Annotated in this window: 17 protein-coding genes; 7 read left to right on the forward strand and 10 right to left on the reverse strand. The window is 70.8% G+C overall.

Going from position 1 to position 19,688, the window contains the following annotated elements; all coding sequences use genetic code 11:
- The first annotated feature begins 30 nt into the window (after positions 1-30).
- The 3 genes from AB0946_RS27965 to AB0946_RS27975 all read left to right on the forward strand — a co-directional run bounded on the left by AB0946_RS27965 (position 31) and on the right by AB0946_RS27975 (position 1,903).
- Entirely contained in the window at positions 31-192 is a 162-nt protein-coding gene (locus AB0946_RS27965) for a hypothetical protein (RefSeq protein WP_366763401.1), read from the forward strand.
- Positions 189-836: a hypothetical protein gene (locus tag AB0946_RS27970; RefSeq protein WP_366763402.1), complete on the forward strand. Its 648-nt coding sequence runs from the start codon at positions 189-191 to the stop codon at positions 834-836. Before AB0946_RS27965 ends, AB0946_RS27970 begins: the two co-directional genes overlap by 4 nt.
- Positions 837-1,369: 533 nt before the next feature.
- On the forward strand, positions 1,370-1,903 hold the full coding sequence (locus tag AB0946_RS27975) for an EF-hand domain-containing protein (RefSeq protein WP_366763403.1): 534 nt from the start codon (positions 1,370-1,372) through the stop codon (positions 1,901-1,903).
- Positions 1,904-2,055: 152 nt separating this feature from the next.
- Here AB0946_RS27975 and AB0946_RS27980 read toward each other — a convergent pair whose 3' ends face one another.
- The 5 genes from AB0946_RS27980 to AB0946_RS28000 all read right to left on the reverse strand — a co-directional run bounded on the left by AB0946_RS27980 (position 2,056) and on the right by AB0946_RS28000 (position 7,724).
- Positions 2,056-2,961, reverse strand: a complete 906-nt coding sequence (locus tag AB0946_RS27980) for a class I SAM-dependent methyltransferase (protein WP_366763404.1) — start codon at positions 2,959-2,961, stop codon at positions 2,056-2,058.
- An 80-nt stretch (positions 2,962-3,041) separates the two neighbouring features.
- Complete coding sequence (locus tag AB0946_RS27985) at positions 3,042-4,148, reverse strand: NAD(P)-dependent alcohol dehydrogenase (RefSeq protein WP_366763442.1); 1,107 nt, start codon at positions 4,146-4,148, stop codon at positions 3,042-3,044.
- A gap of 2 nt (positions 4,149-4,150) precedes the next feature.
- Positions 4,151-5,554 (reverse strand): aldehyde dehydrogenase family protein, encoded by a 1,404-nt coding sequence (locus tag AB0946_RS27990; protein WP_366763405.1) that lies wholly within the window; start codon positions 5,552-5,554, stop codon positions 4,151-4,153.
- 8 nt (positions 5,555-5,562) lie between these two features.
- A complete protein-coding gene (locus AB0946_RS27995; RefSeq protein WP_366763406.1) occupies positions 5,563-6,318 on the reverse strand; it encodes a (5-formylfuran-3-yl)methyl phosphate synthase in 756 nt (251 codons plus the stop codon).
- An 821-nt stretch (positions 6,319-7,139) separates the two neighbouring features.
- On the reverse strand, positions 7,140-7,724 hold the full coding sequence (locus AB0946_RS28000; RefSeq protein WP_366763408.1) for a hypothetical protein: 585 nt from the start codon (positions 7,722-7,724) through the stop codon (positions 7,140-7,142).
- A gap of 156 nt (positions 7,725-7,880) precedes the next feature.
- Here AB0946_RS28000 and AB0946_RS28005 point away from each other — a divergent pair, with 156 nt between their 5' ends.
- Together AB0946_RS28005 and AB0946_RS28010 are read left to right on the forward strand one after the other, a co-directional pair.
- Positions 7,881-8,513, forward strand: a complete 633-nt coding sequence (locus AB0946_RS28005) for a TetR/AcrR family transcriptional regulator (protein ID WP_366763409.1) — start codon at positions 7,881-7,883, stop codon at positions 8,511-8,513.
- A gap of 256 nt (positions 8,514-8,769) precedes the next feature.
- Entirely contained in the window at positions 8,770-11,223 is a 2,454-nt protein-coding gene (locus tag AB0946_RS28010; protein WP_366763410.1) for an NACHT domain-containing protein, read from the forward strand.
- Between the two features lie 24 nt (positions 11,224-11,247).
- Here AB0946_RS28010 and AB0946_RS28015 read toward each other — a convergent pair whose 3' ends face one another.
- Positions 11,248-11,682, reverse strand: a complete 435-nt coding sequence (locus tag AB0946_RS28015; RefSeq protein ID WP_366763411.1) for a hypothetical protein — start codon at positions 11,680-11,682, stop codon at positions 11,248-11,250.
- A 283-nt stretch (positions 11,683-11,965) separates the two neighbouring features.
- Positions 11,966-13,321: a beta-1,3-glucanase family protein gene (locus AB0946_RS28020; protein ID WP_366763412.1), complete on the reverse strand. Its 1,356-nt coding sequence runs from the start codon at positions 13,319-13,321 to the stop codon at positions 11,966-11,968.
- A 351-nt stretch (positions 13,322-13,672) separates the two neighbouring features.
- Here AB0946_RS28020 and AB0946_RS28025 point away from each other — a divergent pair, with 351 nt between their 5' ends.
- Positions 13,673-14,746, forward strand: a complete 1,074-nt coding sequence (locus AB0946_RS28025; protein WP_366763413.1) for a nuclear transport factor 2 family protein — start codon at positions 13,673-13,675, stop codon at positions 14,744-14,746.
- A 140-nt stretch (positions 14,747-14,886) separates the two neighbouring features.
- Here the strand turns inward: AB0946_RS28025 and AB0946_RS28030 are convergent, their stop codons facing one another.
- Positions 14,887-16,176, reverse strand: a complete 1,290-nt coding sequence (locus AB0946_RS28030) for a helix-turn-helix domain-containing protein (RefSeq protein WP_366763414.1) — start codon at positions 16,174-16,176, stop codon at positions 14,887-14,889.
- Positions 16,177-16,844: 668 nt separating this feature from the next.
- On the opposite strand from AB0946_RS28030, the gene AB0946_RS28035 reads away from it, so the two are divergent.
- On the forward strand, positions 16,845-17,582 hold the full coding sequence (locus AB0946_RS28035; RefSeq protein WP_366763415.1) for a PAS domain-containing protein: 738 nt from the start codon (positions 16,845-16,847) through the stop codon (positions 17,580-17,582).
- Positions 17,583-17,739: 157 nt separating this feature from the next.
- Here the strand turns inward: AB0946_RS28035 and AB0946_RS28040 are convergent, their stop codons facing one another.
- Positions 17,740-18,258, reverse strand: coding sequence for an RNA polymerase sigma factor (locus AB0946_RS28040; RefSeq protein WP_366763416.1), 519 nt, complete (start codon positions 18,256-18,258; stop codon positions 17,740-17,742).
- 54 nt (positions 18,259-18,312) lie between these two features.
- On the reverse strand, positions 18,313-19,638 hold the full coding sequence (locus AB0946_RS28045; RefSeq protein WP_366763417.1) for a condensation domain-containing protein: 1,326 nt from the start codon (positions 19,636-19,638) through the stop codon (positions 18,313-18,315).
- Positions 19,639-19,688 lie beyond the last annotated feature (50 nt).

A 19,688-nucleotide genomic window follows, 5' to 3' on the forward strand; every position in this document is an offset into this window, starting at 1 on the left:
CCCCATCGCACCTGCCTTCATACTGAGTTCATGGCAGACGCTCCGGAAGAGCATCCGAAGACAAACGCGGTACGGATCAACGACTCCGGCATGCTCGAGTTCTTCGACGGCGAGGTGTGGGTGCCGTACGTGGATCTCCCCGACGACGACCCCGGGCCGCTCGGCGTCGTCTTCCGCCGAGACACCCGGTGAGCGCCACCCCGACGGCCTCTTCACCCGGCACCGCGGTGCTGGACGCGCTGCCCTCACCGCTGGACTCCGTCGCCGACAGCCGGGAGGCGGCGCGCTGGACGCTGGTGTCCTGCGGCGCGGTGGGTGCTCTGCTGTTCGGTGGCGGCCCGCTGCTCGCCGTGGGGAAGATCAGCGACTGGGTGCATGCGGCCTGGGCCGGTGGCGGCCTGCTCGTGGCACTGCTGGGGATCGCCTGGGCGATGTGGCAGACCAGTGAGGTCCTCGTCCCGCCGCTCACCACACCCGATGACCTGACCGCACCCGCCCTCCGTGGGCTGCGAGAACAGTTCGATGCCGCACCGGACCACTACTTCGGCTGGCTCGCCACCGACGTCGAAGACCTCCTGCGGCACCGCCACCTCGCTCTGGAGATCAGCCGACGGCTGGCGCACGCCGAAGGCGCCGAACGGGCGGCGCTGGAAGGCGGCTTGGCCACGGCCCGGCGCAACATCGCACGAACCGATCCCTATCTGCGCTGGCTGCTGGCGACCGCACACGCCTGGCTGGTGCGGGAGAAGTTGCGCAGGGCGCGACGGCACACCTTCGCGTCCGCCGTACTGGTGATCATGGGCGCGGTGGTGTTCTTGGGCGCAACGGGCCGGTGACGGCCGAGCCGAACGCCAAGAGCACTGGACGACCGGCGGACGGAGTTGAACAGCGCCGAACCGGTCGCCGCACCTCGGCGACCGATGGGGAACACACTCCGCGCGAGCCGGTCAGCCGTGACGGAGGCGCCGAAGGACCGCGAGACGGGGCGCACCAAGAGTCCCGAGCCGCTCGGAGACGGTGGTGATCCGCTTCTCGATCAGCGGGGTCGGATGAGCTGAGGAATGGGACAGGTCCAAGCAGTCTGGTTGTCACAGGCGGGGCATCCGACTTGTCACATGTGCTCATTCAGCAGTCCTTCTGCCACCAGAAGCGAAGATCGAGCGCCTGCCGCTCGCCATGACGGTTCCATGGGTCATGGCCGCTACGCGCGCTGAGTTTGGGAGGGACAGTCGAGGTCGCCGACATCAGGGGCTGGTTGGTTGCATCAGTGCCGCCGGCAGGAGATTTCGTGTGTCCCAGCGCGGTCGAGTAGAGGCCCTCATTGGCCCAGGCCCGGAATCGTCGGGTCGCAGAAGACAGGTGATGGAAAATGCGAGATGAGGCCGCCAAGCGGGTCGAGCTGGTCTTCTCCCTCTTCGACGCCAACGGCAACGGAGTCCTCGACTCCGGCGACTTCGATCTGATGACGGGCCGTGTTCTGGAGGCGGCGGCCGCCTCGGACGACGGCGCCAAGGACGCCATCCGGGCCGCGTTCCGCCGCTACTGGACGACGCTGGCCACGGAGCTGGACGCCAACGGCGACGGGGTGATCACCCTGGACGAGTTCCGTCCGTTCGTGCTCGACCCAGAGCGTTTCGGCCCCACGATCGCCGAGTTCGCCGAGGCCCTCTCCGCGCTCGGCGACCCCGACGGGGACGGCCTGATCGAGCGCCCCCTCTTCGTATCGCTGATGACGGCGATCGGCTTCGAGGAAGCGAACATCCACGCCCTCTTCGACGCCTTCGGTCCGGACTCCGAGGACCGCATCACCGTGGCTGTGTGGAACGCCGGCATCAAGGACTACTACGCACCGGACCTGGCCGGGATCCCAGGCGACCAGCTGGTGGCCGACCGGGCCGCCTGACACGGTCCGTCAGCGGCCCTCCCGGCCGTGGACGGCGCCGCTGGACGTGACCGAACTGCCGCTTCCGTCAGGACGCGTCCCACCGAGCGGGGCCTGCGGCCCGGGCCCCGCCCCCGTCCTCCGGTCGGACGTCGTCGTGAGCGGTGCGCGTGTCAGGGCGAGGGTTTGTGCGCGAACACCCACCGGTTTCCCTCCAGCGCGTCGTTGGGCTCGGGCAGGGGGCCGCGTCGGTGCCTGCGGCTGAAATCGAAGGGTGTGTGCATTGAGGTGGACCAGCCCTTGGCCGTCAGGTCGCCCGCGGAGTCGGGCCGGGGGCCCTTGTCGAAGAGGCGGAGCAGGTCGATGCCGATCTGTTCTCGCGTCGCCGTGTAGATCGGGCTGTCGCGGTACGCCTGTAGGTCCTTTTCCAGCTTGGCCTCGAAGGCCAGGGCGCTGCCTTCGGTGGTCAGCCGGTCCACCGTGTCGATGAGGTACGTCTCGGCGGCGCTCGGCAGGTAGAAGAGGAGCCCCTCGGCCAGCCAGACGCTCGGTGCGGCCGGGTCGAAGCCTTCGGTGGTCAGCGCGGTGACCCAGTCGGCGCGCAGGTCGACCGGTACGGGGACGCGCTTCACCTTCGGGCTGGCTGTCAGGTCCGTGAGCACCTGCTGTTTGAACGCCAGCACGCCCGCCCGGTCGATCTCGAAGACGACGCAGTCGCAGGGCCAGTCGAGTCGAAAGGCGCGGGTGTCCAGCCCGGCTCCCAGCAGGACGACTTGGCGGGCGCTCGTACGGACCGACCGGAGGAGGAAGTCGTCGAGCACCCGGGTCCTCAGGCCGAAGTAGCGGGCGAACCGCCCCCATAGGGGGTTGCCGTCCCCGTCCGGGACCTGCTCGATGCGCACCGGCCAGTCCGCGCACGCCGGGGCGGCCCGCACGAAGTGTTCCGCGTAGGCGTCCTGGGCCAGGCTGTCGTGGCGGTGGGTCTCGATCGCCCGGGCCGCGGCGACCAGGAGGGCGGTCAGACCCACCCCTGCGTCCACGCCTTCCACGTCCGTGTCCTGCGGCGCCGTGCCGGCCATGTCTCCTCCGTTGGCGGGAGTGGGGACTGCGGGGTGTCCGCTTGGCGTTTGCGGTGAGTCTGCGGTGCCGTATGCCTCGCTCATCGGCTTCCTCGCTCCGGGAGCAGGACGGGTTTGACCACGCGGCCCGCCTCGCAGTCGCGTTCGGCCTCGTTGATGTCGGCCAGCGGGTAGGTGCGGATCAGCTGGTCGAAGGGGAAGCGTCCGGCCTGCCACAGCCCGGTCAGGCGGGGTATCAGCAGTCCGGGTAGGGCGTCCCCTTCGCAGATGTGGCGGATGCCGCGGCCTCGGTCCACGGTGCCCGGTTCGAGCGGCAGCGCGGTGTGGAGCCGTGCCACCAGGCCGAGGCTGCCGGTGGGGCGCAGTGCCCGGAGCGCGTCGTTGATGAGCGGCGGCGAGGCCGTGGTGTCCAGCGCGTACTGCACGCCGCCCTCGGTCAGGTGCCGGATCCGCTCGGGCAGTGCGGCCGTTGCCGCGGGCAGCGGGATCGCACCGAACCGTTCGGCCAGGGTCAGCCGTCGGGGGTGCCGGTCGACGGCCACGGTCAGCGCGCCGGCGGCGGTGGCCGCCATCACGGCGGCCAGCCCCACCGCTCCCGCGCCGAAGACCGCGAGGGTGTCGCCGGGGCCGATGCCGAAGGTGTTCAGCACGGCTCCGGCGCCGGTGAGGAAGCCGCAGCCGAGCGGCCCGAGCAGTTCGATGGGCAGTGCGGGGTCGACCCGGACGGCGTTGCGGGCCGGGACGAGCGCGTACTCGGCGAACGAGGACTGGCCGAACCAGCGGGGGGCCAGCGCTTCCCCGGTCGCGTCGGTGAGCCGCGGCGCGTCCTCCTTGCGTCCTCCGAAGAGGTTGAGGGAGGCGAAGGAGTCGCAGTAGGCGGGGGCCGCGGCACGACAGGCCCGGCAGTGCCCGCAGGAGTCGAAGCTCAGCACAACGTGGTCACCGACGCCGATCGCGCCGTCCGCGCCGTCGCCGGACGCCACCACGACCCCGGCCCCCTCGTGGCCGAGCACCGCCGGCAGCGGGCTGCGGCCGGCCGAGCGCCGGACCGCGAGATCGGTCCGGCACATTCCGCAGCCCGCGATCTCGACCAGGATCTCACCGGCGGCGGGTTCTGTGCGCAGGTTCACCTCCTCGACCGTGAACGGGTCCTCGTACGAGCGCAGTACAGCCGCCTGCAACCTCATCGTCATGCCTCCTGCGGACGGTGGACCACGAACGGCCGGAGGTTGCCGTAGAGCCCCCACGGTCCGCCTGCGACGCCGACACCGCTGTTCCCGACGCCTGCGAAGGGCTGGGCGAGGGACAGTTCGGCATGGTGATTGATCCAGGCCGTGCCGCATTCGAGCCGGTCGGCCACGGCCGCGGCCCGGTCGAGATCGGTGCCCCACACGGAGCCGCCCAGCCCGAAGCCGGTGCCGTTGGCCGCCTCGACGGCTTCGTCGAGGTCCCGGTACGGCAGCACCGGCAGGACTGGTCCGAACTGTTCCCCGGTCACCACCGGGTCGTCAGGAGGGACGTCGGTGAGGATCGTGGGGGCGAAGAAGTGGCCCGGTCCGTCGAGCCGGTGGCCGCCGGCCGCCGCCCGGGCGCCGGCCGCCAGGGCCTGCCGGGTGACCCGCTCGACCCGGGCCAGCTGAGGGGCGTTGTTGACCGGCCCGAGCCGGGTGTCCGGGTCAAGTCCGGGTCCGACGACGACGGTCTTCGCCCGGTGGGCGAGGGCCTCGACGACCTCGCCGTGGAGCCGGGCCGGCGCGTAGACGCGTTTGACGGCCATGCAGACCTGCCCGCAGTTGCGGAAGGCGGCCCAGAACAGCCGGTCCGCGATCCGGTCCACGTCGACGTCGTCCAGGAGGACGGCCGCGTCGTTGCCGCCCAGTTCCAGGGTGACCCGGGCGAGCGAGGACGCCGCCGCTCCGGCGACGGCCTGCCCGGTCGGCACCGAGCCGGTGAAGGTGACGTGGCGGATTCCCGGATGGGAGGCGAGGCGGGCGCCGAGGGGTTCACGGCCGGTGACGACGGTCAGGACGTCCGCGGGCAGGGCGGTGGTGAGGACGGAACCGAGCAGCCGGGTGGCGAGCGGGGTGTACGGGGAGGGTTTGAGGACCACGGTGTTGCCCGCCGCGAGCGCGGGCGCGAACTTCGCCGCCGCGAGTTGGAGGGGAAAGTTCCACGGCACGATCGCGCCGACGGGTCCGAGGGGACGCCAGCGGATCTCGCTGCGCACGGGCCGGCCGTCGTCGATCCGGCGGGTGCGGGGGGCCAGGCCGGCGAAGTAGCGCAGCCGGGCCGCCGTGCGGGCGACCTCGGCGTACGACTCGGCCAGAGGCTTGCCCTGTTCCCGGGTGAGCAACGGAGCGAGGTCGTCCCCGGCCGCTTCCACGGCGTCGGCGGCGGCGAGCAGCCCGGTGGCACGGGCGGCCGGATCGGCGCGCCATCCGGTCCAGGCACGCCGGGCCCGGTCGACCACGGCGTCCAGCTCGTCAGGCTGCTGGTCGGGGGCCTCGTCGAATGCCTCCCCGGTGGCCGGGTCGACGACGGCGAGGCGCGCGGCCCGGTGTCCGGGCGTGCGGCCGGCTTCCGGTGTCGGCATCCCGATGGTCAGTTCACGGCCGGGACGCCGGCGGCGTGCTGCTGGGCCTGCCGGTCCATCTCCGCTCGGAAGGCGGCGACCAGGTGCGGCTGGATCCTGCCGGCGTTGCGGTCACCGCCCTCACAGACCGCTCCCCGTACGCCCACGATGTCCGTACCGATGTGGGTCAGCGGGCCGAGGTCGGCCTGGGTGACACTGCCCGCGAGGGCCGCGAGCCGACCGGATGCGTGGGTCAGCCGGACGAACTCGGCGCAGACGTCCGGCGGAACGTGGTCGAACAACCGGGTCCCGTCTTTGACGGCGGTGTCGAGCATGGCCGCGTCGGCGCCGGAGCGGGCGGCGATGTCGGGCACGGCGAGCGGATTGACGCAGCCGATCCGGTGGGCGTCGGCATAGCCCGAGGCGACGACGAGCGCGTCCGGGCGGTGATCCTTCACCGCCCGGACGACCGCGCGCATGACCTCGATGCCCTGGTCGGGCGTCGTGCATCCATAGAGGCCGACCTTGATGTACGTGGCCCCCGAGACGACCGCGCCGAGCGCGGCCTGAGCCACCGTGCCGGGCTTGTACGGGACATCCCCCACGGTCGCGGACACCGGCTTGTTCGCCGGGACCGCGTCGCGGATCTCCCTGATGACCCAGGGGAAGTTCGCGCCGAGAGAGCCCTCGTCAGGCTTCTTGACGTCGACGATGTCGAGATGCTCCGCCGCCTTCACGCAATCGAGAGCCTCCTCGACACCGTCCGGGGAGATGAGAAGCAACACCCTGACCTCCTTCACCGCCACTCCGCCCGGCCGAGGCACAGGGGACCGCGGATCACCTGGCTCATGTGCGGTGCGCTCATCATTTCCGTTACGGAGGGGAACCGGGAGGGCGCACAGAGTACCCATTCGGTGCGCAGTCCACGTGCAGTGCGCCGTACATAGCGGATGAAATTGCCCGGGAGCTGCGCTCGCTGCCGGCTGCGCACGTAGGCGTCGGGGCGCTGTTGGGGCTGTTGGCGGGTGGTGGGACCTGGTGTCGCCGGTGAGCGCCTGTGCGCTGGGCATGCCCTCTCCACGGCCACCGCCCGGGCGGCGCACGGTCGACGCATGGGGGTTACCAGGGAAACGTGCCCAGGGCGCGGGGATGGCACGGACTGCCCGAACGGGGAGGACGAGGTTCTGCTCGACGGGGTCCGGTGCGAGGAGTGCTTGTACTACTGGGAGCTGGATGCGACGGCGCCGGAGCGCCGGCTGGTGACGGATGACGGGCTGACCCGGCCGGCCGGGGACCCGCGGGAAGCCGGGCCGGGAACAGCCGCGTAGTCCTCAGGCCGTCCCGGCCCTGCTGGTCCTCGTCCAGACTGTGCGGCCACGGGCTGCGTCTTCCGGTGGCGAGGAAGGAGACGGCCTGGTCCAGGACGCCTGTCCGACGTCTGTGCGGCGGGAGCGAAGACGTCGCGGCGGCGAAGCGCCGCGGTCGAGTCCGGGGCGCCGGTCACCGCTTGACCCGCCGGGCAGCCGGCGCGCCGTCGTGGGGCCGCCGTGCTGCGCAGCTGGTGGGAATGCGGGCTCAACGGGAGCATTCACCTTGGGTGCTCATGTCAGTTGCTCCCACCGGTGTTCCGGTCGGCGTTGTGTCCGAGGCGCAGGGCGGAGACGAGGAAGAAGATGCCGCCGAGCAGGGCGTAGCCGGCCAGATTGCTCAGCGAGGAGTGAGGGGCAGCGGCCTGGCGGATGAACGAGATCCCGGCGAGCGTGGAGATGCCGCCGCTGGCGATCATCGCCCACTGGCCTCCGAGGTCGCGTCGCCGCAGAGCAACGACGAGCTGGACGAGGCCCGCTGTGACGGCCCAGGCCCCCCATACGCGCAGGACCCCCGGAATGCCGGAGGCGACCGCGAAGACCAGTCCGACGGCGGCAATCACACTGATCGCGATGTTGACGTAGAGGCCGAGAGCGGACCGGCTCGCCCGAGAGGAGCGGGCATCGACGACGGCGGCGCCCACGTCGAACAGCGGGTAGATCACCAGAAGGGTCGCGCTCACCGGCCCGATACTCGACGCGGTCAAGAAGAGCACGACAGCCCAGAGGAGAGCGAACCCGAACCGGACAAGGTAGAGCCGACGAAGCGCTGACGCGACGGTGGCAGGGGCAGTAGCGGTCATGGTCATGACTGTTCCTTCCATGGAAAGCCGTTGGATGTGGCATCCGCCGACGCGGAGCCGGCAACGGCATGGCCGTCGGGCTCCAGGTAGAAAGACTGTTCTCTCTTGCTGTGCGGAGCTTGGCACGACTCCTCGGAGAACCGCAAGACCGATCGTTCTTTCTGCTACGGTGGGGTCATGGCCACACGGACACGCCCCGCGCACGACAGCCCGAACGGAAGCTCCTCGGGAGAGCCGGTTCGGTCCGAGGCGCGAGAGCGGCTGCTCTCCACGGCCAGCGGGCTGTTCTACCGCGAAGGCATCCGGGCGGTCGGGGTCGAGCGGATCCTCGCCGAGGCCCCGGCCACGCGGGCGACGTTCTACCGGCACTTCCCCTCGAAAGAGGACCTCGTGATCGCCTACCTGCGGGGCGTCGACACCGGCGTACGGGCCGGCGTGCAGGCCACCATCGAGGCCGCACCGTCCCCGGCCGACGCCCTGCGCGCGATCGGGACCGCCGTCGCCGACAGCCTCGCCTCGCCGGAGTTCCGCGGCTGCGCGTTCCTCAAGGCCGCCGCCGAGTATCCCGACCCCGAAGACCGGGTACGCCAGGTGATCCTCGATCACCGAGCCTGGTACACGGCCACGCTCACCGAACTCTTCGCGCAGGTCTTCGGGAACTCACCGCGTCGCGGCAAACCGGAACACGCCGCCCGGCACTTCGTCATGATGCGCGACGGCGCCATGAGCGGCGCCCACCTCGACGGCGTCGACAGCGTCGGCGCCGCGTTCCGCCGCGGCGTCGAGGGCCTGCTCACCGTCCTTCACTGAGCACCCACCCCTGCGCATCGGGCCACGAAGCCGCACAGCGACTTCCCTGCCGGGGTTGGCTGACGTGGTCTCGTGGCCGTTCCCGTTGCGGTTACCGGCTGGACGAGGTGCGAGAGCGTGTACGGGGGCTGACTTCAGGGGCCCGGGCGGTCGCCAAGTGTGCGTTGGCCTCACGGAGTTGGCGATGGCTGGGTAACCTGATCCACCCGTCAGCCGCGTGCGCGGTGGTCGGCGGGCAGCGGGAAGGGGGACGTTCGTGGAGCGGGATGTGCAAGGGGAGGGGAACACGGGGGACGGAGACACCCGCAATGAGTTCTCGGGGGCGGGCGGGCCCGTGATCCGGGGGCGGGACTTTCTCGGTGACGTCACGATCAACGGATACGTCAATCCTCCGGCCAAGGTGACTGAGGACCCGGCCCTAATCCAGGCCGCGGACGACCTCGCGTTCGCCGTCAAACGCCAGTGGAGGGAGGAGGCGGCGTTGCGGCGACTGAACGATCCGTATCCGCTTCCGGTCCGGTGGCGGCCCGCTCCTCCTCAGCTCATGGAGCCCTGGCATTCGCTGGTCCGGCTGGCCACCACCGGAGTCGGCCGGGCGTCGTCGGCCTCGCCGTCCGACTGGGCGTCTGGACCGGAGGCGCTGTCCGGAGGCGGCGGCGATCTGGTGAAGGTGCTGACCAGGGTGCCCACGGGTCGCCTGGTCGTGCTCGGGGAACCTGGTTCCGGCAAGAGCATGCTGCTGGTGCGGCTCGTGCTGGACCTGCTCGCGCACCGCCGCCACGGGGACCCGGTGCCCGTGCTCGTGTCACTCGCCTCGTGGGACCCGGTCCGGGAAGACCTTGATCTGTGGCTGGAACAGCGGCTGGGCATCGACTACCCGTGGCTCGGTGAACCCGGCCGGACGGGAACCAACAGGGCGCGCGAACTGCTGGATGCCGGTGCGATCATGTTGGTGCTGGACGGCTTGGACGAGATTCCCGATCGCGTGCGCGGCCGCGCGATCGCCCGGATCAACGACGCCCTTGGCCTGCGCCCGGACCTCGGAATGGTCCTGAGCTCGCGTAGCGCCCCCTTCGCCGCCACCGTCCGGCCCCGCAAAGGGCCCGAGGTACGCGTGACCGGTGCGGCGGGCGTCGAGATCGAGCCGCTGGCCCTGGACATCATCGCGTCGTACCTGCTGGACTCCGCCGGCGGACCCACCAACGAAGCCCGCTGGCGGAGGGTGTTCGCGGCGCTGGCCGCCGAACACGACCTTCATCCCTTCAGCCAGTTGTTCACCACGCCGCTGATGGCATACCTCGCGCGCGTCGTCTACAACCCCTCGCCGGACGCAGCGGAGGACATTGCGTACGACTCCGGGCCGGACGACCATCCGCTGGATCCAGCGCTGGACTCCGCACACCTCCCTGTACAGGACTCCGAACGAGGCCCCGCACCGGACGAGCACCACACCCCCGACGGCCAACCGTTCGAACTCCTGAACCGCTCGAAGTTCCCCACGCCCACGGCGATCCGGGCGCATCTGCTGGATGCCTTCATCCCCGCCTCCTACGCGCGGCACCGGACCTCGGCCCCGGCACCGGCCAGGCCTTCAGGATCACGGCACGGATGGACACGAGAGGAGGCGGCCCGTTTCCTGACGTTTCTCGCCCGGGACCTGGAACATCGCCAACAGGGCACCACCGATCTCAGGTGGTGGGACCTCGCCGATGCGGCGCCAAGGGTCCTTGTGGGAGCGACCGTTGGACTCGTGGCGGTGCCGGCCGGTGTGCTGATGCCGTTCGGCGCCTGGCTCGGGGTCGGCATGCTCGTCGGCGTCACCGTGGCAATGATCGGCCGGCGGTGGAGTCCGCCTGCCCGGAGTTTCAACCGTGGGCTGGCGGGAGGTTTGATTGGCAGCGTCCTCGGGTCCGCGATCGGACTCGGCATGCGCTTCGTGCTCGGCATCCACAGCCCGGCGGGGTATCTCGTCAGCGGGCTCGCGCTGGGCCTGGTGCCGGGGTTCCTGGGCGGTTTCCGGGCCGGGCTGGCAGGCGGTGTCGCAGCGTCCTTCGTCGGGGCGTTCGTCGGCGAACCCGAGATGGGGGATTCGGCGTCCCTGGTCAACAGCGTCGGTTTCGGTGTCGCCGCCGCCTGCGTGGTCACCCTGGGCCACAGCCGCCTTCCGGCGCGAGGACTCCGCTGGTCACCGCTCGGCATTCTCACCGGCTTGGGGGGCGGTCTCGCCATCGGGGTCGCGGTCACCTTGCAGGCAGGTCTGCTCAGCGGGCTGGTGTCGGGGGTGGTCGCTGCCGCCGGCGGTTCCTTCGGCGCAGGGCTGGAGGCCAAGCCGGCCGAGGCGACGGTCGCGGCGGATCCGCAGACCGTGCTGGACCAGGACCGCGTCACGTTCTGGACCACCGCTATGGCGGGTGGCCTCGCCATCGGCCTCGCCGCCTCTGTCGTCATCGCATCGGTCCTGGGGCCGTGGCGGGGGACCCTGACCGGGGTGGCCGACGGGCTGGCTACCGGTCTGGCCTGGGGCTTCCTCCAGGCCAGGTACGGATCGTTCACGCTCGCCCGATGCTGGCTCGCCCTGCGTGGCCATGTGCCATGGCGGTTGATGTCATTTCTTGCGGATGCGCATCGGCGGGGGGTGCTGCGGCAGGTCGGAGCCACTTACCAGCTCCGCCACGCCGAACTGCAGCGTCGCCTCGCCGGAAGGACCTGAGTCGAATACCGTCGGCGCGCCGGTTCAATCCCCTTGCGGGTCACCCGTGGTGGAAGGCGTGGCGTGCGCGGTGACGGTGAGACCGGAGAAGTCCCTGCCCTGGACGACAGGGCCGTACTGCGTGCCCCCGCTGATCTGGTTCGTCACCGCACCTTCACCCGTGCACACTGACTCCGCCTGCCGCCACCAGCTTTCCAGGGCGAGGCGGAACTCCGCGTCGAGCGCAGCGCGCACAGCAAGGGCCGTACTCAACCGCTGAGCTCGCTCCAACTCGCCGGGTTCCTGCGTCAGCGCCGTGAGTTCGGCCTCACCGGAACTCATGACGGGCGCACCGTCGGCCTCGCCCTGCCGGAACGGGCGGCGGATCAGCGCGCTCAACGCCTGCCACGCATGCCGGCCGGCCTCGCCGCCGACGCCCCCGGCCAGAGCAGCCAGCGCAGCTGCTGAGATCGGATCCATCACCGCTCCTCTCACCTGTCGGGCAACCGCGCCCGCTCACTCACGCACGGGGCAACACGCCCCCAGAGCATGCCCGGTCCAACGGCAACGTGCCCCCAGTTCACGACTTCTCCTGAAGCGGAGAGTCGACGGAGGAACGGCGTACGGGAGGTGACCTGTCCCGAGCCGGAGCGCTACCTGTTCAAGCTGCTGCGGCATCGACCAGCTCAAGCAGTGGCGCGGCCTGGCCACACGAACCGACGAACCCGCCCTCGCCTGCCAGGCCGCACCAGAGAGACAGACCCTAGTAGCCGACGGCTACTTCCATCCACTGTGGCTTGTCCATGCTGGCGTACGCGGCCTGCCCGGCGACGTCGTCGTACGGGAAGCCGTAGGCCAGGTGGTTGATGCCGTGGTCGTGCCAGTACTTGGCGTACCAGTTGGCCGGGTCACCGGAGTAGAACTTGGACGGGTCCTGCTGCTGGCTTGCGGGCAGGTTCGCCGTGTGCCGGTTCAGCGCCGCGCACAGGCTCGCGTTCGCGGCGAGGGAACCGGCGCACCCGAAGATGTTCGACGTCGACTCGTTCACGCCGACCGAGTTCGCGTACGAGGTGAAGTAGTTGGCGTTCGCGCCGCCCGCGCGGAAGCTCGGGTCGCTGCCCGGAGCGATGATCCGGTAGGGGGCCTGCGTCTGGGCCAGCACCTTGAACGGCTGCGGTACGGAGTCCCGGAAGTTCTGGAACACCTGGTCGCGGCTCATGGTGAACAGGTCCTGGGTGTCGCCGAGCTGGATCTCCTGGCCGCTGTGCGAGTGCAGCCGAACGGCCAGCGGCAGACCCCAGGCGTCCACGCGGGTGGTGTTCCCGTTGAAGCTGGACGTTCCGGTGGTGAACTCGATGAAGTCGTAGTACTGGCCCTTGGGGGCGCCCACGTAGAAGTACATGCGCTGGGCGGGGCCGGCGACGATGTCGACGTAGGGCCGCTCGGCGATGGAGTGCACCTCGCCGTTGTAGTCCCAGTACACCTGGCTGTCGGGATAGGCGCCGTTGGTCCGGTTGAGCACCTTCACCTTCATGACGGCCGACGACGCCGGGATATCGTCGGTCGTCCCCCAGAAGTCGCCCGAGGGGTCGGATCCGCCGCCCCCGCTGCCGTAGACCTGGAACTCGTAGAGCGAGTAGCCGTACTGAGTGGCGCGCTGGGTGCCGTAGATCCGGACGTAACGGCCCGTGGCGTTGACGTTCAGGTTCTGTACGCCGCCTGCGCCCGTGGTGGTCGAATAGACGGTCGTCCAGGGATCGTTCTCACTCGTGGCGGTCTGCACGTCGAAGGCCTTGGCGTAGGCGGCCTCCCAGTGCAGGGTCAGCTGGGTGATGGTGCTCTGCGCCCCGAGGTCCACCTGTATCCACTGCGGATCGGTGAACGCGCTGGACCAGCGGGTCTGTTCGTTCCCGTCCACGGCTTGCGAGGCGCTGAAGGCGGCGTTCTCGGTGGAGGAGGCGGTCGCGGGCCTGCCCTGGGAGAGAAGGGTGCCGGCCGCGTGGGCGGGCGGCTGCGCCATGACGGTGAGGCCGAGGGCGGCGACCAGGGCCATCAGGAGCGCGAGGGTGAGGGAGGGCCGGCGCCGAAGACGGCTGTACGAGCGATGAGTCGATTCCATGACTGACACAGATGAACTCCTCGTCCGGGTGGGGATCGTGGCGGAGCCACGCGCGGATGGTCCGGGAGCTTCGGTAGCTAGGTGATGCTCGCAAGCAGCCATTCGACAGTCAATAGGTTGTTCAACAACCAATTCATCGAGCGACTTGGCGTTCGGAGGTTGAACGCATGGCGACGGGACGGTGGCCGTGGGCCGGGCGCCTTCCGTAGTGGCGGGCCTGCACGGATGCCGGTCTGCCGGGGGCGGGGCGCAGGGTTCTTCCCGTGGTGGCGGCACCGGTCCGTGCCCGGCCGAGGGTTCCAGCACCATCCTGCCGAACACCTCCCGCGTCCATCGCGGGACCGCTTCGCCGTGCACGTCTGCATTTCCTACCTCGGCCCGGCAGCCGAGGCCACCGGGCTGGTCGCGCCGCTGCGGGCGGCCGCACCCGTCCTCGCGGACACGCTGGGTCCCATGCCGTACGCGTCCTTCGCCCAGATCCACAACGATCCGGCGGATCCGGCACCGTTCATGGAACGTACCGCGATGCTGCGCTCACTGACCGCCGAGGCCGTCGAGGAGATCCTGGCCGCCGCGGGTCCGACGGCCGACTGCCCGGTGCACTTCGTCGAGTTGCGTCACCTCGGCGGCGCCCTGGCCCGGACCGCGGACAACGCCGTCGGACACCGGGACGCCCAGTTCGCACTCTGGATCGTGGGGGTCGGGGCACCCGATGCCTTCACCACGATGAACGCCTACGCCGATGAGCTCCTGCAGCGGATGCGCCCCTGGTCCACCGGCGGACGCTACCTGAACTTCATGGCCGCCCAGGACACCGGTGTCTCCGACGTGAGCGCGGCCTACGACGAAGCCGACTACCACCGGCTCCGCAGCATCAAAAGGCGCTTCGACCCGGACAACCTCTTCCGTCTGAACCACAACATTCCCCCCGAGGAGCGCCCGATGTCCGACGACAAGCTGCAGCTCTTGACCGACCACGCCGCGATCGCCGATGCACTGCACCGCTACACGGCAGGACTCGACCACGGGGACGCCGATCTGCTCGCCTCGTCACTGACCGAGGACGCCATGGTCGACCTGACACCGGCCACGGGCAAGATCGGTCTCGACTTCCCCCCGCTCAAGCCGCGCGACACAGTCGTGGGAGCGCTCATCCCGGCGGTCGGCCCGCTCGACACCAGCTACGTGATCAGCAACGTCCGCGCGACCGTGCACGGCGACACCGCCCACGTGAGCTGCTACGCGATGGCCCAGCACTACCTGCCACAGGAAGGCCCCAAGCCGGACCGGACCCGGCACGCGCTGATGATGAACCGCTACGACGCGGACCTGACGCGCGACGGAAGCACCTGGCGCATCAGCCGGCTGACGATCGACAACGCCTGGTTCGAGGGCGACGCAACCGTCCTGCTTCCCGGCGACTGATCTCGGGGCGAGACCGTCCGCACGGGGTGGCGCGCTCCCACTGCAGGGCGCCACCCCGGTGCTGCGGGGCCCCACCAGCGCTGCCCGCCCTGCCCTCGGCCCGGCGTCGTCGGCCTCGTGGGAGCCGGCGGTGGACCGCATCACGGGCTCGCGCGGCCGCCTTGATCGGATGGCTGCGGCGTGGTGCCAGCGCTGTCCGCCGTGTGCGGGAGGCGTAGGTCCGCCAGGGTCTGGGCCAAGGACTGCCAGACATGCGCGGCCAGGTCCAGGTTCTGGGACTCCGCTGCCTGGCGGCCGAGCCGCTGGAGGAGGTCGATGCCGTCGTCGACACGCCCGGACAGGATCATCAGCCGGCCGTCCAGGACCGACAGCCGTACCCGGTCGCGGTAGGGCAGACGCAGGTCCTCCTCGGCCAGCAGTGTGCCGCTGATCGCGCGGGCCTCGTTCGTCCGGCCCCGGTGGAAAGCCAGATGGGCCTGCAGCGCGCGCAGCTCCTGCACCTGCACCGGCGTGCCGATCAGGTCCACGACGGACGCGGCCTCGGTCAGCCAGCGCTCTGCCGCGGCCAGTCGGGGCGGAGACATCTCCAGCGCGTCGGCGGCGGCCGCGGCCCGGAGCCGGATCCAGAGGGTCAGGTCGTCCCTGCCCTCGAGGAGTCGCAGGGCCGTTTCCAGTCCGGTCCGGGCGGAGGCGTGGTCGCCCTGGCGGTTGCGGACCATGGCGACGGTCCACCACCCCTCGGCCGCCTGTGCCGGTACGGCCACGGGCAGCCAGTCCCGCTCGAGTTCGTCGACGTGCCGCGCGGCCGCGTCCAGCCTGCCCAGCTCGACCTCGATGCCGATCAGCGCCATGAGGGCCGACGTGGTGTCGGACACGGACAGTTCCTCGGCGCGCGCGAGGGAGAACGCCTGGGCGGCGGCCGGCTCTGCCGTGCGCATGTCACCCAGGGCGCGCATGCAACGGGCGTACTGCACGTATGACCGCACGCGCAGTTCGGGCACCTCCAACAGCTCGCTCAGCTCCAGGAGTTGCCGCAGGTGTCCACGCTCCTGCGGGTAGTCGCCGAGCCGGCCGGCCGCGCGGCTCAGCAACCACAGGGCCTGCCAGCGGGCGGCGGGATCGTCGCCGGCGTCCTCGTCGACCGCGCGGCCGAGGGCCGCGATGTCGTAGGTGCCGGACGGCGCCGACAACACGGCCGCCAGTTCACAGGTGAGGGACCGCTGGTGTGCAGGTCCGATCAGGGCGGACGCGTCGACGCCCAGCCGCTGGGCGAGATACGCCGTGGCGCGTTCGGTGGGCCGGCGTTCACCCGACTCCAGGCGCGACAGGTACCCCGTCGACATGCCGTCGCCGACGAGCCCTGCCTGGCTCAGGCCTCGCTCCAGCCGGAGCCTCTTGAGCCGACGGCCGAAGTGCGGCTGCTCAAGCATCTCCCACCTCTGCTCCCGTGACGCACGCCAGACCTCCGCCCCTCGGCCCGTTCGATCGGAGACCTGGAGTTGTCAACACTTTACGAAGCCCACTGAGGGGCGGCAAGGCGTTAACCCGGCAGCAACGCACCTGGTCAGTGGGCGTGTTGCTGTGTGGCGACCGGCCGAGGGCGGTCGCCGGAATGACAACAAATCGCCTGGACAAGGGAGTTGGCACAGCACTCGGGTCATCTGGCAAACCCTTGCCAAGGGGGTTGCCGCCCCTTAGCCTCGAAGATGCCGTCCTGACGCGATTCCCCCAACTCGTTCCATGGAGGTCTCCGTGCCGCGCCACGCCCGACCGGGCTCAACGCGAAGATCCGTCCTACGGCTCGCCGCACTCGGTCCACGGTCGGTCCCCATGCCACCCGGCGAGATCGAGTGGCCGTGACAACGTTATCCAGCCGCAGGCCGATCCTCGTCGGGCGCATCCGCCCCCCGTGACCTGTCGTCCAGGACCATCCGCACACGCCCACCGGCCCACCCTCACGCGGAACAGCAGACCGCGACCGCCGTCGCGGTGGCTCGCCTGTGCACCGGACGCGCGCCGACACCCTGGCACCTACGCGCCGGTCCGTCCCGCACCACACCCCCACCCCCACTACGCGCAGCAAAAGGACGGTACGTCCGTGGCGACCACGAGTTTCCCAGACGCCTCGCCCCGCAAGCACCACTCCACCGCACACCCGGCTCCTCCCCTCCGCCGCGCCCCGCTCACGAACAGCTCACGCCCCGCTCCCGCGTCGCGGGCCGTCTGCACGGCCCGCACCCTGTCCGACGACCTTGTCATCACGGCCGCGGAGCCGGAATTCGCCCGGCACTTCGGCCTCAGCGCCGAAGAGATACGCGGGTACCGCCTCCTCGACCTTCTGCACTCACCGACGCCCGCCCGACTGCGGGAACGGTTCGCCGCTCTCACCTCGGGCCGCCGGCCCCGGTTCACCGAGAAGGTCATGGGCACGGATGGTGCCGGCGGACTCTTCCGGGCCGACCTCACCGGCATCGCCGTGTACGGCCTGTCCGGTGAGACGTCCGACGTCGTCGTTCTTCTCCGCAGCCTCGCCGCCGCCCCCACACCCGCATCACCCACACCACGGCAGGACAACCCACCGGCGGCCGGCGACACACCTGTGCTCAGCGCTCTCGACGCGCAGGTGCTGGAAGGTGTGGCGCGCGGCGAATCGACGGTGCAGCTGGCCTCCCGCCTCTACTTGAGCCGCCAGGGCATCGAGTACCGCATCGGTCAGATGCTGCGCAGGTTCGACACCCCCAACCGGCCCGCGCTGGTCTCTCGTGCGCATGCGCTGGGGATGTTCGCCGCCGGTCAGTGGCCGCCGCGCGTACGGCCGGACCGCGTCAAGTCCTAGACACGGAAGTCGCCCTCGCCGAGGGCCGTGGCGTCAGGAACGCCACGGCCCTCGTGGTACGGCCGCCCTCGGGAGGTCGCCGTGGGATCAGGGGGCGGCGGCCTCCGGGAGGAGCGGTGCGGCCATCCGCTGTTCCCGGAGGTCGTCCCCTCTCGGCTCACGCCGCCGAGGGCTGCCACGCCTCCTGAAAGCGGCGGCGGGCGCGGAAGAGGCGGGACCGTACCGTGCCCACGGGCAGCGCGAGCACCTCCGCGATCTCCTCCTCGTTCAGACCGTAGGCGCGCAGGGTCAGGACCTGCCGGTGTGCCCGCGACAGACGGTCGAGCACATCGCTGATGTGCACCGCGTCCAGCGGGTTCGCCTGCTGCTGCGACTCGACCTGCCCGCAGGTCTGTTCCTCGCCGAAGCGTTTGGCGGTGCGCACGGCCTCGCGGACCGTCACCGCGCGCACCCACCCGTAGAAGGCCACCGGTTCGCGCAGCTGGCCCAGCCCGCGGTAGATGGCCAGCAGCGCCTCCTGGGTGGCGTCGGCCGCGTCGTCGCGGGTGATGGAACGGCAGATCCGGGTGACGTAGGGCGTGATGTGGTTCAGCAGGTGGTTCATGGCGTGCTCGTCGCCCGACTGGGCGCGCGGCAGCAGCATCAGGGGGGAGGCGAGTTCGCTGACGGTGGACATGTCGCAGGAGGACTCCTTAGGGCGACCCGCGTGATGCGGGAGTGCGGGTGGCGTTCAGCCCGCGTCGGCGGTGGCGGGCTCGCGCCGGGCCGCGGTCGTGAAGGCGAGGAGGCCGTCGAGCACCTCGTCGCGGAAGGCACGCATGAAGGACGGGCTGAAACAGGCGGTGTAGTGCGGGAACTCGATGGCCAGGCGGCCTTCGAAGGAGACCACGCACGCCATGACGGGGCTGCGGCCGGCCTGCGGGAAGTAGTGCTCGCGGGCGGGCACCAGGCGGACGTCGACCACCCGCAGGCCGTCGGGCAGGCGGGGTCCCGGGACGACGCCCATGTTGGTGACGATCACCGTGGCCAGCTGGAGCGCGGGGTTGCCCGGGATCTCGGGGGTGATGCGCATCTCGTGGAAGTGACCGCCGCCGGCGATGAAGTCGTTCACCCGGGCGTGGACGGTACGCGCCAGGTCCAGCGGGTCGGAGGTCGCGGCCACCTCCAGGGTCTGCAGGTGCGTGGTGACCGCCGGCACCATGACGGACGCCGGCAGCGGTGGCGTCAGCCGGGAGCGCAGGTCGACGGGGGACAGACAGCCGAGGGTGCGGGAGTCCTCACCCTCCAGGCGCCGTCGGGCCGTGCTCAGCAGGGCCGCGGCGATGAGCGCGTGCACGGACACGCCGGCCTGCCGGGCCCTCTCACGCAGGCGTGTGGTGTGTTCGGTGTCCAGGGTGAGCCGGCACACCTCGATGTGCCCCTCCCCTGCCCCGGCGTCCGGCGCCTGGTCCGGGGTGTGTGCCACGTCGTAGGGCACCAGCTCGACCGGGTGCCGCTTCGTCCGCGTGACGCGGGCGTCGAGGTAGGCGGCGGTGTCCGCCGCGTCGGCCGGGGGGAGCAGTGTGCTGACGGGCTCGGGCCAGTCCGGGGCGTCGGGCACGGGCTGGACGGACGGTGCTTGCCCGTCGGTGACGAGCGACCGGTAGTGGTCCCACAGGGTGTTGTGCAGCGTGATGCTGCTGTGACCGTCGGTCACCGTGTGGTCCACCACCAGGACGAACAGGTGGTGTATGCCGTCCGGTGCGCTGACGAGGACCGCGCGCGACAGCGGGCCGCCCACCGGGAGGGGCCTGTTCAGCTCTGTCGCGTAGGCCTCGGCCAACTCTCCGGCTCGGGTCTCCAGGCGAGGCCGCTCGGCCTCGTCGAGCAGAGCCAGCGCATGGCCGGTGCCGTCCGCCACGATGCGGGAGCGCAGGGTCGGGTTGGCCTGCGTCACGGCGTGGAACGCGGCGGTCAGCGCCTCGATGTCGACGCGTCCGCGCAGGGTGCAGGACAGCACGGCCCTGCTTCGCTGGCCCACGTAGAGCGTCTCGACCGGACACAGCGCACGGTGCATGAGGGCAGCCCTCTTCTCGATCGTCCAACGGGTGGCCCGTGGGCGGCACC

The sequence above is a fragment of the Streptomyces sp. NPDC046870 genome, from assembly GCF_040704595.1.
Lineage (GTDB): Bacteria > Actinomycetota > Actinomycetes > Streptomycetales > Streptomycetaceae > Streptomyces > Streptomyces argyrophylli.